This is a genomic window from Candidatus Latescibacterota bacterium, from assembly GCA_019038625.1.
In the GTDB taxonomy this organism is placed as follows: Bacteria; Krumholzibacteriota; Krumholzibacteriia; order Krumholzibacteriales; family Krumholzibacteriaceae; genus JAGLYV01.
Map to the genome: position 1 here is coordinate 1 of JAHOYU010000046.1, position 14,694 is coordinate 14,694.

A 14,694-nucleotide genomic window follows, 5' to 3' on the forward strand; every position below is an offset into this window, starting at 1 on the left:
AGGGTAAGATGGTGTCTATGAAGACACGTACGGACAGAACGCTGTTCTTTGATTATCTGCCCATAGAAGTCGGTGGTCTGAACGGCATGACGGTTCGATTCCTCCTGTATACCGTACCCGGCCAGGTCTACTATAATGCCACGAGGAAACTTGTTCTAAGAGGTGTGGATGCTGTAGTGTTCGTTGCGGATTCCGATCCTGCAAGGATGGAAGACAACAAGGAAAGTCTCTCAAATCTTGAGGATAACCTTAATGACCTGGGGCTGTCGCTTTCTGATCTGCCCTGGGTGATCCAGTACAATAAAAGAGACCTGCCAGGCTGTATGGACAGGGAGATGATGGATAGAGAACTCAATACATCTAATACTGATTCGTACGAAGCGATCGCTATGACAGGCGAAGGAGTGTATGAGACTTTTGAGGGTATAGCGAAAAACGTGTTCACTACTCTCAAACAGGACTTGCGCGAATCGTCCGTCAAGATAGACGAGCAGGAAGTGAGCTCTCAAGAAGAGATAAGTATTGAGGTAGTCGCTCAGGGTAAGAAAAGAGAAAATGACTCAGAGACGGACGAGAGCGAATCTTTAGGTTACGCAGAGGAGAGAGAAGAGGAGCACGAATCTGTCTCTGAGTTTGTAGATAGTGTACTGAAGGAAGGGGAGATCGAGGAAAGTATCGACCTTCGTTCCAATAGTGAGGGGTACGAGGAATACGGACATGTCGTAGAACTCGGAGGCGGGAAAGAATCGTCGGAAAAACCGGATGATCCGGTATCGGAAGAGGACCCGGTTTCCAAAGTCACCGTGGCGACCACAGAAGAGAAAATAGATATCATTAATGACCCTCTCGACAGGCTGCCCGATACAGCGGTGGAGACAGAAGTCGTTTCCTCCGGGATGGGCGATCGAAATGAAGAAAATCTGTTTGAAAAGATCATTAAGGTCCCAGTCGAATTGACTGAAGAGGAGATCAGGAACAAGACACCTCTGAAAGTGATCCTTGATATCCATGTCACTTCCTGAGATCCCTGCGGTTGTCCCTATTTAACCACAGAGAAATAATGCTTGACCGTCCCCCGATATATGCCGATGATGTGTATGTTGGAATGTCGCTTACCCGGGAGTGATAAATGGCCAGGATATTGATTGTCGATGATGAAGTAAATGTCAGGATGCTGTACTCCGAGGAACTTGAGGGCGAAGGGTATGAGACCCTTCTTGCGGAGAATGTCAGCGAAGCTCTGGCAGCAGTGGAGAATGATTCTCCGGACCTTATAATCCTTGATATAAAACTGGGAGATGAAAGTGGTATCGACGCTCTGATGGAGATCGTCGAAAGGGATAAGCATCTTCCCGTCATAATCAACTCCGCGTACTCTGTCTACAAGGATAATTTCCAGACTTGGGCTGCGGACGCGTATATCGTGAAATCTGTCGATCTTGAACCTCTGAAGAAAAAGATCGGTGAACTGCTCGAAAAAAAGGGGCAGGCATGAATTTCCCAAGGGCCGCCATACTTTTATCAGCATGCCTGATAGCCGGGGCGCCCGCGATGCTCGCGTCGCAGAACGTATACGAGGGGGAGAGTGTATTTACGGATTATCTGAACCCGGTCGGTGAAGTCTCTTTCATGAACATTCCTGGACTGAGTTTCAACTCTTCAGTCGGATTTTCCTACATGTCGTCAGGCAACTATGGTTCCGATGGATTCGGTTATTATCTCGGACATTTTTCGTACAGGCTGAGATCCAACCTGACCTTGAATTGGGATGTCGGTGTGAGGTCTTCGATGATGGGGCCGGAATCCGGGGAGAATACCCAGATCTTTCTGCCGAACTTCGATCTGACATACAAGCCCAGCGACAGGCTCATGGTCAGGCTTTCGTTCCACCAGTACAACAGGTCTCTTTATAATTACGGAATCCGCCGTTAACACCCTGTATCCCTCCACTTTAGTCACATTAGCCTTGACACTGGCGCCTTTCTGTTCTAGCCTGTGCGCATTAGGAACCTGCGTACATCTTTGAGGGGGTAAGGAATGGGGTTGCGCTGGGACAAACTGCTTGAATTCACCAAGGGTGAGGTCAAGGAAGAGAGCAGGGAAATCGCGCGGCTCAGGAAGAAATACGATTCCGGTGAAGCCAGGGTCGGCGATGTCCTCGAATTGGCGAAGTATCTCCAATCAAGAAAAGAATCTCGAAAATCCAGCATTATTCTCGGCGAATTGATCAGGCGTAAAGATATCGGTATGGATGTTCTTCTCGATGTGTGCGAGTTGTTCGAGAGATCGGGTAATTACGAATCTGCTTTCGAAGGGTATGAAAAGCTGAGAAGTCTACGTTGCGAGGAAGCGTTACCCCTTTACAGGATGGGCAGGCTTCTTGAGAAGCAGGGCAGGCTCACTGAGGCTCTCAAACTTCACAGTGAAGCGCTTGATCTTGAGCCGGAGAATCCGGAGTGTCATTACAGGCTTGGAGTAGCTTTTACAAAGAACCGTGATTACGATAAAGCGGAGTTGTGTTACAGGAAAGCTATCAACATAGATCCGACACATTCGAAATCGTACACGAACCTTGGATATATTCTGGATCTCAACGGGAAGCGTAGCGCAGCTCTTCAGCAGTTTCGAAAGGCCGTACAGCACAATCCCAGAAGCGCCGAAGCACATTTTAATCTCGGAGCTCTGTATGGGGACGAGGGTGATCGTAATCAGGCGATTAAGGAATTCAGAATCGGGATCGAGATCGATCCCGGTTGCATCGAAGGCCACTATAACCTTGGTGTGGCTCTGATAAATGAGGGTAAGTACGACGAAGCTCTCGAAGAATTCAGCAAGATCCTGAAACTCGAGAGCGACAACGTGAACGCCCTTTTTTACCAGGGGCTCATCTACTACAGAAAAGGTCTTTACTCCAAGGCCCTGAAAAAACTGCACCAGGCTGCCCATCTGAATCCTGGTAATTCGACTATTCTGTTCTACGTGGGAGAATGCTTTAACAAACTGGAGGAACCTCAGAAGGCGCAGGAGTATTTCAAGCGTGTAGCCGAGATCAATCCTGATGATCAGAGAGTATATTTCAGTATGGGTATAGCTTATGAAAAACAGGACGACAAGCGCAAGGCTCGCGAATGGTACAGGATGGGTGGAGGAGGTATCCAGGGAAGCATCAGGGGGACGAACCGCATAACCGGATGAGACATTCTACGTTCATATCGTTGTTCTTGTCGTTCTTCCTGATACTGGTCGTTCTTCCCGTCTGTCCGCTTCATGGCTCTAACGAATCGATAGAGCCTTCCTCATGGATCTATTCTGCATTCAGATCGTTCGAGCTTGCAGGTCTTGTGGAGCTTCCACCATATATGCCCTGGAGCAGGGCAGATGCGGCATTCCGTCTTGACCGTCTGTTGCAGAACCTGGATGGGCGCGAGGATATCCTTTCTCCACGCCAGGTCTTTCTTCTGGAGAGGCTTCGTGGAGAACTTCAGGGAACCTCTTCCAGGCCCCAGGAAAGAGAGGATCGGCCACTTTATATTTTGAGAGAAGGCGGGAGATTTACCGCATTCGATCTGGCGGCCGGACTGTTTTTCAAAAAAAAAGAGGGTCGCGACAGAGGTGAGCTGGATGGGCTGGCCGAACCTTCCCTTCTGATCGATCCAGGTGGGGGGCTGACCTTTTACACCTCATATCGTCTGCGAATGGAACCTGAATGGGGGCTGAATTCTGCGAAGAACAAACCTTCGGCAAGAGAGAAGAGTTTCCGGGGACTCACTGCTGAATACGAGAGAGCGTACCTGTCCTGGAGCACGGCGAGGATAAGGGTAGTAGCCGGAAGGGATTACATCCATTGGGGAAATGGGAGGGAAGAATCTCTTATCATGTCCAGCAGCGCGGGATCGCTCGACCAGGTATCGTTCAGTTTGGAGATGGGAAGGTTCCGGTTGTCGGGAATACAGGTCTCACTCGACAGTGAGTCGGAAAGACATCTGGCCGGCCACAGGCTTGAGATAACATTTCCTCGATCGATAAGACTGGGTATAAGTGAGACTGTAATTTATTCGGGCCGGCCGTTCGATTATTCCTACATGCTTCCTGCAGGCTTTTTCTATGCAAATCAGTACAACGAAAAGGGTGACGACAATATTCTCTGGGGCCTGGACTGGAAGATCCCGCTGGGAAAGGGAACTATCGTATACGGAGAATTACTGATCGACGATTTTCAGTATGAAGGACGAGGAGAAGCACCTGACAGACTTGGATTTTCGATGACAATAGAGAAGATGTTAGATACCGGCGACCGCGAGATCGAGTTCCTGGCAGGATATACATATATCGATATATTCACCTATGCCCACAAGGATTCTCTGGGGACAGCCTATGTGACCGGCAGAGGGGCCATTGACAATGACCCTCTACTCGGTTCGAGGCTGGGGCCCGATTCAGACAGATGGTCGTTCCAGGTGTCGATACCGGTCACCGCGAGGGTAATGGTCTCTCTGGGAGCCGATCTGACGAGGCGAGGAGAGGGGAACGATCTTAGAGAATGGGACAGAGAGGAGGATCCTGATCCGGATTTCCCAAGTGGGGAAGTAGTTACGGAGAAGATGTTTCATTTAGCTGGATATCTGGATCTTGGCCACGGATCCCGGATCGTAGCGGGTGGCGGACTTGTCAGGACGTCACCTGATCGGGTGGGAGGGGACGAGGGATTCGGATACCTGGGACTGGTCTTTGATTTCTGATGAGAGTTATCACAGGCATACTGTCAATAATGAGGCTCCATAATGTCGTGGCGGCTGTCTTTTGTGTCGCGACCGGATACTGGATCGTATCCTGGCCGGAGATTCCCCCGTTAGCTGTCCTGACTGCAGTGGCTCTGGCCACAGCGGCAGGGAATGTGATCAATGACTACAACGACATCGGTATCGATCGTATCAACAAACCGAAACGTGCGCTTCCGTCGGGCAGGCTGGCTTCCAGGACAGCACTGTCTCTCTACTTCGTCCTGCTTCTGCTTCTGATCAGTACATTCCCATTTCTTTCCGTCCAGATCTCGATCTGGATATTCGTGTGGATAATACTGTTGTTTCTCTATTCAAGATTTTTCAAGAGGATGTTCCTGGCCGGAAACCTGCTTGTGTCTGCCGTGACCGGGAGTGGATTCTTGCTGGGAGCGCTGGTCGCGGGTCGTATTGCCCAAGGCATGATCCCGGCAGCTTTCACCTTTTTGTTCGTGCTGGGACGGGAACTGGTAAAGGACTGTGAGGATCTGGAGGGAGACAAAAGATTCGGGGCCAGGACCATTCCTGTAGTCTGCGGGCAGGTTGTCGCGTTGAACTATGCTGCTGTTATCTTCGTCATCCTGGCGATCTTATTCCCGATTCCATGGGTAAAGGGGGTCTACTCGACCGCTTACATGTGGATCATGTCATTTTCTGTCTTGCCGATACTTATCTTTTCAATCATATTTGCGCTGCAGAAAAGAAAAAATGGCCTGGTCAGTAAATTGTTAAAGCTGGGGATGTTTTTCGGGATCTTCGCTTTTCTGGCCGGCTCGATTCAGCGATCTGGATAACAGGGGGCCGAATTGTCGAGTGATGTAATAATCGTAATTGTTCTTGCCATAATTCAGGGATTGACCGAATTTCTTCCCGTGAGTTCTTCAGGCCACCTTGTGATAGCGGGAGCCCTTCTCGGATCGAGAGATCCTGCCGGGGCCGGCAGTATAATGTTTGAGATCGCTGTTCATGTCGGTACTCTGGGGGCTGTCGTAACGGTTTACAGGAAGAAGATCGTCGCGTTGGTGCGCACAGCGGCAGGGTGGATATTTCCTGCCCTCAGAATAAACGAGACATTCAAGGATGATTCCCTCTACATCGGGTGGATATTCCTCGGGTCGATACCGGCCGGATTAGTAGGCATCCTTTTCAAAGACCGGATAGAGGGGATGTTCGATTCCCCCGGGATAGTATCAGGCCTGCTGATAGTGACCGGTGTGATGCTTCTGCTCTCGAAAGGTCGTGGCGGTGATTCCTCTCTCACATGGAAAACGGTGATTCTGATCGGTATTGCGCAGGCTGTAGCGATATTTCCCGGCTGTTCCAGGAGCGGATGGACCATCGCTGTCGCGCTTTTGATGGGGATCGGGTTCGAGAGAGGTGCAGAATTCTCGTTCATGTTGAGTCTCCCTGCCATTCTGGGAGCTCTTCTTCTGGAACTGGTGGATGGCGGTGTTATTTTCTCCACTTCATCAATGATCCTGCTGGTTATCGGGACCGTCACCGCATTCGTTGCCGGCCTTTTCGCGCTGAAGTTGTTGATATATATACTCAAAAAAGGTTCGTTTTACAGGTTTGCATGGTATCTTATCCCTGCGGGATTGGGGCTTCTTGCATATTTCATGATAATCGTGTAACTGGAATGCCTGGAACGGTTGACCGTGCAACCTGCCTGTGTTAGATTGAGGCCTGCCGCGGACAAGTCAATCATCAAGGAGATGTAATGCTCGGCAAGGTATATAAACCGAATGAAATAGAAAATAAATGGAGCAGGGCCTGGGATGAGAGCGGTGTTTTTACGGCGGATGTAGAATCAACATTACCACCGTACACGATAATCCTTCCACCGCCGAATGTGACAGGAAAACTCACCGTGGGTCACGCGCTCGGGACGACTGTGCAGGATATCCTCATCCGCTGGAAACGGCTTACAGGTCACAATGTGTTATGGCTTTCGGGGACCGATCATGCCGGGATCGCGACACAGAACGTCGTAGATCGTTCACTCGAGAAGGCCGGTACCTCCAGAGAAGAGATGGGCAGGGATGCGTTTCTGGAGGAATGCTGGAAATGGAAGAAACAGTATCACGGGAGGATAGTCGAACAGTTGGGTCGGCTGGGTGCGTCACTTGACTGGAGCCGGGAGGCTTTTACTCTCGATCCGGGAGTATCAAGTGCTGTGAGGGAGATATTCGTACGCCTCTTTGAAAAAGGATTGATTTACAGGGGGAAATATATTGTCAACTGGTGTCCTTCCTGTGGAACGGCGATAAGCGACGAGGAAGTAGATTTCAGGGAAGAGGATTCCAAACTTTACTACATAGCCTATCCGTACGTTGATGGTAAGGGTGAAGTGATAGTAGGAACGACCCGTCCGGAAACGATGCTCGGAGATGTTGCCGTCGCCATGAGTCCTGATGACCCGAGGGCTGGGAAGATGAAGGGGATGTTTCTGAAGCTTCCTCTGACTGACAGAGAGATACCAGTGATCTTCGATGAAGCGGTCGATCCTGAATTCGGGACCGGATGTCTGAAAGTGACGCCCGCGCACGACGCGACCGATTTCGCTATAGGCCTCAGGCACGGCTTTGATCCTGTGGTCGTCATCGACCGTACTGGCAGAATGAACGAGGAAGCTGGAAAATTCAAGGGCCTGGGAATATTCGAGGCTAGAAAGGCCGTGCTGGCCGCCCTGGAAGAACAAGGATACATGCGGAAGATAGATGACTATAGACATTCGGTCGGACACCACGATCGGTGCGGCCAGATTATCGAGTCCTCGATCTCCAGGCAGTGGTTCCTGAAAATGGATTCGCTGGCTGCTCCTGCTGTAAAATCCGTCGAAGATGGGGATGTCACGTTTTTCCCCGAACGATGGAAGAACATCTATCTCAGCTGGATGGAGAATATCAGGGACTGGTGCATATCGAGGCAGCTCTGGTGGGGTCATCGGATACCGGTGTGGTATTGTGATGATTGTGGCGAGATGACAGTTACGAGAGAAGACCCGGATCGATGCGCTAAATGTGGCGGTGGGAAAATAACCCAGGACGAGGATGTGCTGGATACCTGGTTCTCCTCATGGCTCTGGACCTTTTCTCCCCTGGGCTGGCCAGATGAGACAGCCGACCTGAAGACTTTTCACCCTACAGATGTACTGGTTACCGGAGGAGATATCATCTTTTTCTGGGTGGCGAGGATGATCATGGCCTCTATAGAGTTTCTGGGAGAAAAACCGTTTTCCGACGTATATATAACGGGAATCGTCCGCGATACAAAGGGACGGAAGATGAGTAAATCCCTGGGGAATTCGCCAGACCCGATAGATATCATCGAACGCAGGGGCGCGGACGCTTTCCGTTTTACCCTGATGATGCTTTCTCCTCCCGGACAGGATCTGATGTTCGACGAGAGCAAGGTCGAGATAGGTGGACATTTCGCTAACAAGATCTGGAACGCGGCGAGATTTGTCCTGAGTCAGGGTGAGGGTGGTGACGGGATGTTCGATGGTGAAGATGCCCCGGATGGCAGCGATCCCGTACTGGATCTCTTTTCTCGCCTGTACGGAAAAAATCCTTCATATGAGACTGCATTTGGTTGGGAGGATAGATGGATCATCAGCCGGTTGAAGGCGAGGTTCGGGGAATACGGAAGGTCGATAGACGGATTCAGGTTCGATGAGGCGGTCAAGACTGTCTATGATTTCTTCTGGCATGAGTTCTGTGACTGGTATCTGGAACTCTCCAAGCCAGCGTTCCGGGATGAGGGTCCCCGGCGGGCCGGAGCCGCAGTGACTGCAAGGGCTGTACTGGGGCTTTCAATGGTGATGCTGCATCCGGTGATGCCGTTTATTTCGGAAGAGATTTGGTCGATGCTTTCACCTGACGCTCCTCTTCTGGCGGGTTACAGGCTGAAAGATCTTCCAGACGATCTAATGGATAAAGATCTTGAGGCAGGCGTGGAGATGTTCAGAGAGATCGTTTCGAGTATCCGTAATCTCCGTCAGACTTTTAACATTGCTCCAGGGACTGAGGTCGGGATCATAATCTCCGCTGAACCTGGCAGGAATATTCCCGCGAGGCTCGAGCCATTTCGTGGACAGATCCAGGCTCTGGCAAAGGTGAGTGACCTCTCAATATCGGATGATGCTGAAAAACCGAAAGGATGCGCGGCATCGGGACATACACATATAAACATTTATCTTCCTCTGGAAGGTGTGATAGATATCCAGGAGGAAAGAGACCGGTTGAGCAAGGACCTCGAGAAGCTTGTAAGGGAATCGGATAAGATAGGTGTCAGGCTCAAGGACGAGAAGTTCACAGGGAGGGCGCCTGCTGATGTTGTTGAGAGGGAACGTGACAGATACGGAGAGATGATGGACAAGCGCAGACGTATTGCGAGTATTCTGGAGGATCTCGAGTGACGGATGAAAAGGACAATATCGAAGAAACAGAGACCGGGAAGAAAGAGAAGCCGGTCGATCCTATGGATATGAGGAGTGACAGGACTGTAGGGGAGATACTTCTCGAGGCAAGAGAGAAATCTGGACAATCTCTCGAAGCTTTGAGTCTTGAAAGCAGGATTCCCAAGAGATCACTCCAGTACCTCGAGACTGATAACTATGAAGCGTTTCCGGCGAAAGTCTATGTGCAGGGTTTTCTCAGGACCTATTCCCGGTTGCTCGGGCTTGATGTTCAACAGATTCTCAGCAAATTTGAACTGCAGACCGGTCAGACACACAAAAGCAGGGGGGATCTATGGGAAGTGGAAGAGACCTTTGTCGAGGAGAGTGTCCCCTCCACCCACATTTTCAGGAGGTATCTCCTGCCGGCGGCAGGGATAGCCGCCCTGGTGATTCTGATCGTCTGGAGCATAGCTAGACTTACCGGGGACGATGTCAAGCTTCCCGAGGATATGCCCGGCACAGGGGAAAAGATAGAAGCGGCCAGAGATTCGGTATCCCTCGAACAGGAGGGTGTGCCACAGTCAGAAAGTTCCGGAGAAAAAAAAGCTGAAGATGGTGCCGGGGCTGGAAATACCGGGGACCTGCCCGGTGAAGAGGACAGCTTCCGGGAACAGAATGAAGTAGTGCCTGTTGAAGTGGTGAACAGTCCGGAACCAGATCGGGAGACTCAGACTGCCATGGAACTCAGGATCATCGCGAGGCCGGCAGACACGACATGGTTTGATATGGTCATATACAACACATCCGGATCTGAAACGGACAGTATTCTCAGGGATTTCATCCTATACCCTGACCAGGTCGAAAGACTGACCGCGACCGGTTCTTTTTTTTTCAAGACCATAGGGAATGCGGGCGGATTCTGGCTCGAACGTGACGGAGAGCGGCTCAAGCCTCTCGGAGAACATGGAGAGGTCATCAGAAACGTTGTGATCACCCGAGCGGGGATTCGTTTGGAATAAGGTATGGCCGCATGTCTGAATTCAGAATCCAATCAGATTACGATTTAACCGGAGACCAACCCCAGGCGGTCAAGAGCCTCGTTTCCGGGATCGAGTCCGAAAAAAAATTTCAGACTCTGCTCGGTGTCACTGGTTCCGGGAAGACATTCACGATTGCGAACCTGATCGAGAAAACGGGCTTGCCGGCGCTTGTCATATCCCATAACAAGACTCTGGCTGCCCAGCTCTACGGTGAGTTCCGTTCGCTTTTCCCCGATAACGCGGTGGAATATTTTATCAGCTATTATGACTATTACCAACCCGAAGCATTCATCCCTTCTACCGAGACATATATAGACAAAGACGTGTCGATAAATGACGACATCGATCGTTTGAGGCTCAAGGCCACAGGATCGCTTATGTCGAGGCGTGACGTGATCGTAGTGGCGAGTGTGTCCTGCATCTATGGCCTGGGTTCTCCTGAGGAATTCGCCAGAATGACTTTTTCCCTGTCGGAAGGTGAGGAAGTAGGTAGGGACAGGCTCCTGAGGAAGCTGGTCGACATAAGGTATTCGAGGAACGACATAGAATTTGCCAGGGGCACATTCAGGGTAAGAGGAGATACCATAGAGGTAAGGCCATCATATATGGAAGAGATCGTAAGGGTAGAACTGTTCGATGATGAGGTGGAGAGGATCTCAATCGTACATCCCATCACAGGAGAGATCCTCAGGCGATCCAAGGAGATCAATCTGTTTCCCTCGTCGCATTTCGTAGTTTCTGGTGAGAGTGTTGAGAAGGCGATCGTGGAGATAGAGAAAGACCTGGTGGCGAGAGTCGGAGAATTGAAGGAGAACGGATTCGAATTCGAGGCTCGGCGCCTGGATTCGAGGACAAGGTACGATATCGAGATGATGCAGGAGATGGGGTATTGTACGGGTATAGAGAACTACTCGAGGTATTTCACCAGCCGCAGGCCAGGGGAAAGGCCGGCGACTCTCATTGATTATTTCAGGGACGACTTCCTGGTGATCATTGATGAATCACATGTGACGATTCCTCAGATAAGGGCGATGTACAAGGGTGACAGAAGCAGGAAACAGACTCTTGTGGAGCACGGGTTCAGGTTGCCCTCGGCTCTCGATAACAGACCTCTGAAATTTGACGAGTTCGAAGATATGATCGACAAGTTTATATTCTTGTCGGCAACGCCTTCGGATTATGAGCTCGAGAAGTGCGGCGGAGAAGTGGTGGAACAGATCGTCAGACCGACCGGCCTCCTTGAACCCGAGGTGTTAATCAGGCCTGTAGAAGGACAGGTCGACGACCTTCTGGGAGAGATAAGGACACGGACAGCGAGAGGGGAAAGGGTACTGGTGACTACCCTGACCAAGAGGATGTCCGAAGATCTGACAACGTATCTCTCGAAGCTTGGAGTCAGAGTACGCTATCTTCATAGCGATATAGATGCGCTGGACAGGGTTGAGATTCTCAGGGATCTGCGTTTTGGCGAATTCGATGTCCTGATTGGGATCAACCTTCTGAGGGAGGGGTTGGATCTGCCCGAGGTAGGTCTGGTGGCCGTTCTGGACGCTGACAAGGAGGGATTTCTCAGGTCACGTACGTCACTGATTCAGACGGCCGGAAGAGCGGCTAGAAATGTCGAGGGCAGGGTGATCTTCTACGCCGACAAACTGACCGACTCGATGAAAAATGCTATGGATGAGATGAACAGGCGAAGGGAAAAACAGGCGGCGTATAATAAAGAACATGGAATCATACCTCGATCGATTGTAAAATCGATCGAGGATGTCAGGATATCGACCTCAGTCGCGGACGCGAAACAGGATGTGAAAGACGACGATACGGAACAGGTCATCCCTGACGGCTGGGACGATCCGAGAATGATCGATATGCTTGAGAAGGAAATGAAGAAGGAAGCGGAGGCTCTGCATTTCGAGAAGGCTGCGAGTATAAGGGACAGGATCGAAGAGATCAGGATGAACCTTCGAAGAAGGAGTGAAGAGTGACCGGAATCGAAGAGGCTATCAGGGTGACGGTGAAGGCCGCACTGGACGAGGACCTGGCCTTCGATGATATAACGACCTCATTGCTGGTACCTGCAGGCATTATGGGCGAGGCGGTGATAATAGCAAGGGAGAGTGGGGTCATATCCGGTCAGCTCTGTGCCCGGATGGCATTTGATCTGGTGGATGGGTCACTTGAGTACCTGCCGACAGTTCCCGATGGAAAGGGAGTGAATGTTGGAGAGAAGGTCGCGGTGATCAGGGGTAGACTCGCGTCTATTCTTTCAGCGGAGAGGACAGCCTTGAATCTGCTCGGCCACCTTTCAGGGGTCGCGACCATTACTTCGAAATTTGTCGGCCTGGTCTCTGAAGCCGGTGTGACTATCCTGGATACCAGGAAGACCCTCCCGGGGTTGAGGCATATCGAGAAGCAGGCCGTCGTCGACGGAGGCGGAAAGAACCACCGTCCGGATCTTGCTTCATACATCCTGGTCAAAGAGAACCACATAGAGTCGGCAGGGGGAATCGCTTCTGTTGCCGAACTGTTGGGAGAGAAACTGGGGGAGAGTGAGATCGAGGTGACATCCATCGAAGAACTCCGCGAGCTTGAACAGTTCAGACCCTCGAGGGTGATGCTCGACAATTTCGGACCTGATGGCGTCAGGAAGGCAATCTCGCTGATCGCGGGATGGGACGGCAAAAGACCGGAAATAGAGGTCTCCGGGGGTATAACGACCGGCAATATTGAATCGTATTCTATTGAGGGTGTGGATTTTATCTCTACTGGTTCGATCACAGCTTCGGCCAGAGCTCTCGACCTGAGTCTTCTCGTTTCGATAGACAGGGAACAGGATGGGTATGACTGAGATCATTCCTGATGAGTTGCATCCCGCGCGAATAATCGAACTTTGCGGAAGGGGCAGGTTTGGCACCACCGCAATATTCTTCTGCAGTGTTGACTCTACGAATTCAGCCGCAGCTTCCATGGCTGCGGGACTACCGGAGGGGAGCATTATCCTCGCTGGAAGACAGACCGACGGGCGTGGAAGGAAAGGTCGCGACTGGTACTCGAGCACCGATGGAAGCATTGTGGTTTCGATAATCCTCAAACCGCAGGCCGATCCGGTCACCCTGACCTGTCTATTAGCTCTAAGCGCTGCGGATGCTATAGAGGCGGAGGCCCCGGAGGTCGTGGTCGATATCAAGTGGCCGAACGATATTTATTCGGGTGGAAGGAAACTTGCGGGGATACTCGCCGAGAGAAGTGGTGGGGATGTGGTCCTGGGAATAGGCCTTGATGTCAATGATGATGCAGATGATTTTCCCGGGGAAATATCGGGGTTGGCGGTATCGATGAAGATTCTTGCTGGAAGGTCTTTCGATCGGGGGCTTTTGCTGACCTCTCTTTTGAGATCCTTCGAGAAAAACTATATGAGATGGGAAAACGAAGGGTTCAGTATATTCCGGTTCGACCTGGAAAACAGGCTGTTATGGAAAGGTATGAGAGTAAGCCTGGATTCGGGGGACGAAGTGGTGACCGGATCGCTTGAGGGATTGACAGATGAGGGCTTTGTCAGGATATCATCTGATGGGAGAGAGAGGATCTTCAGCTCCGGGGATCTTACACTGGCCGATAGTATAGATAGTAGTGGGAACGGAAGGGAGCATGGATATGACAGATAGCATGACGACTTCCGTACTCGTAATGGACAGGGGGAACGGTTCCCTCAAGGCAGCCCTGTTCCAGAACGGGAGTATCGTGACGAGATGGCGAGACGAACCTGCAGATAAGATCCTGGAATCGGTAATGGATTCAGAGGGTGACCCGAAAGATATCATCATCGCTTACTCGAGCGTAGTATCTGAGTGGGCGGCTGGGATAGAGATCCTGGCCGGAAAAACAGGTATCCGAAATCTTCTCAGGGCAGGTCATGACATCGATCTTCCTTTCAGGTTGCTCGTGGATAATCCGGGCAGTCTCGGTCCGGACAGGATATGTGCCGCGTGTGGGGCCTCAGCTCGAGGAATAGATGAGGCTGTCATAATCGATGGGGGGACAGCTGTAACTGTCGACCTTTTGACCTCTGAAGGATTTTGTGGCGGTTCTATATTCCCCGGGTTCGGAATTGCCGCCGGGGTGCTTTCAAGTGGGACAGCCGCTCTTCCTCCTGTTGAAGTCATCCGGGACCCGGGCAGACCCCCTGGCCGGTCCACTATTGAAGCAATTAAAAGAGGCGTATTCCATGGAGTGAGGGGAGGAGTGAGGGAGATCCTTGCCGCGACCCGGCTATCCGCCGCCAGGCCGTTACCTGTCCTCCTGACAGGGGGGGCGGCAGGATTGCTGCTGGATGTATTGGAAGGTGATATCATTTCCATTCCAGACCTGGTTTTCGAAGGCCTCTATCATATCTCCTGCCTCGCATTCTCATCGAAATGACCTGATATTCAAGAAAAATTGAAATCCTGATATTTAACACTTGAAATAGCTT

At 51.1% G+C, this 14,694-nt stretch carries 13 protein-coding genes; all 13 read left to right on the forward strand.

All coding sequences use genetic code 11. The features are described 5' to 3' along the window. Nucleotides 1-1,022, forward strand: a 1,022-nt coding sequence (locus tag KOO63_03135) for a hypothetical protein (GenBank protein ID MBU8920833.1), incomplete at its 5' end; no start/stop codon positions are given. A gap of 107 nt (nucleotides 1,023-1,129) precedes the next feature. Then, nucleotides 1,130-1,495: a response regulator gene (locus KOO63_03140; GenBank protein MBU8920834.1), complete on the forward strand. Its 366-nt coding sequence runs from the start codon at nucleotides 1,130-1,132 to the stop codon at nucleotides 1,493-1,495. After that, complete coding sequence (locus KOO63_03145; protein ID MBU8920835.1) at nucleotides 1,492-1,932, forward strand: hypothetical protein; 441 nt, start codon at nucleotides 1,492-1,494, stop codon at nucleotides 1,930-1,932. The genes KOO63_03140 and KOO63_03145 overlap by 4 nt, the downstream gene beginning before the upstream one ends. A gap of 105 nt (nucleotides 1,933-2,037) precedes the next feature. Then, the gene (locus KOO63_03150; protein MBU8920836.1) at nucleotides 2,038-3,195 is read left to right on the forward strand and encodes a tetratricopeptide repeat protein; all 1,158 of its coding nucleotides are present in this window, start codon (nucleotides 2,038-2,040) and stop codon (nucleotides 3,193-3,195) included. Next, the gene (locus KOO63_03155; protein ID MBU8920837.1) at nucleotides 3,192-4,739 is read left to right on the forward strand and encodes a capsule assembly Wzi family protein; all 1,548 of its coding nucleotides are present in this window, start codon (nucleotides 3,192-3,194) and stop codon (nucleotides 4,737-4,739) included. Before KOO63_03150 ends, KOO63_03155 begins: the two co-directional genes overlap by 4 nt. Then, a complete protein-coding gene (locus tag KOO63_03160; GenBank protein ID MBU8920838.1) occupies nucleotides 4,739-5,572 on the forward strand; it encodes a geranylgeranylglycerol-phosphate geranylgeranyltransferase in 834 nt (277 codons plus the stop codon). Before KOO63_03155 ends, KOO63_03160 begins: the two co-directional genes overlap by 1 nt. A gap of 12 nt (nucleotides 5,573-5,584) precedes the next feature. Then, a complete protein-coding gene (locus tag KOO63_03165) occupies nucleotides 5,585-6,412 on the forward strand; it encodes an undecaprenyl-diphosphate phosphatase (protein MBU8920839.1) in 828 nt (275 codons plus the stop codon). 86 nt (nucleotides 6,413-6,498) lie between these two features. After that, entirely contained in the window at nucleotides 6,499-9,198 is a 2,700-nt protein-coding gene (locus KOO63_03170) for a valine--tRNA ligase (protein MBU8920840.1), read from the forward strand. Next, on the forward strand, nucleotides 9,195-10,199 hold the full coding sequence (locus KOO63_03175) for a helix-turn-helix domain-containing protein (GenBank protein ID MBU8920841.1): 1,005 nt from the start codon (nucleotides 9,195-9,197) through the stop codon (nucleotides 10,197-10,199). The genes KOO63_03170 and KOO63_03175 overlap by 4 nt, the downstream gene beginning before the upstream one ends. An 11-nt stretch (nucleotides 10,200-10,210) precedes the next feature. After that, nucleotides 10,211-12,208, forward strand: a complete 1,998-nt coding sequence (gene uvrB, locus KOO63_03180; GenBank protein ID MBU8920842.1) for an excinuclease ABC subunit UvrB — start codon at nucleotides 10,211-10,213, stop codon at nucleotides 12,206-12,208. Next, complete coding sequence (nadC, locus tag KOO63_03185; GenBank protein ID MBU8920843.1) at nucleotides 12,205-13,071, forward strand: carboxylating nicotinate-nucleotide diphosphorylase; 867 nt, start codon at nucleotides 12,205-12,207, stop codon at nucleotides 13,069-13,071. Before uvrB ends, nadC begins: the two co-directional genes overlap by 4 nt. After that, the gene (locus KOO63_03190; GenBank protein ID MBU8920844.1) at nucleotides 13,064-13,888 is read left to right on the forward strand and encodes a biotin--[acetyl-CoA-carboxylase] ligase; all 825 of its coding nucleotides are present in this window, start codon (nucleotides 13,064-13,066) and stop codon (nucleotides 13,886-13,888) included. The genes nadC and KOO63_03190 overlap by 8 nt, the downstream gene beginning before the upstream one ends. Then, nucleotides 13,872-14,642, forward strand: coding sequence for a type III pantothenate kinase (locus KOO63_03195; protein ID MBU8920845.1), 771 nt, complete (start codon nucleotides 13,872-13,874; stop codon nucleotides 14,640-14,642). The genes KOO63_03190 and KOO63_03195 overlap by 17 nt, the downstream gene beginning before the upstream one ends. Nucleotides 14,643-14,694: the final 52 nt, after the last annotated feature.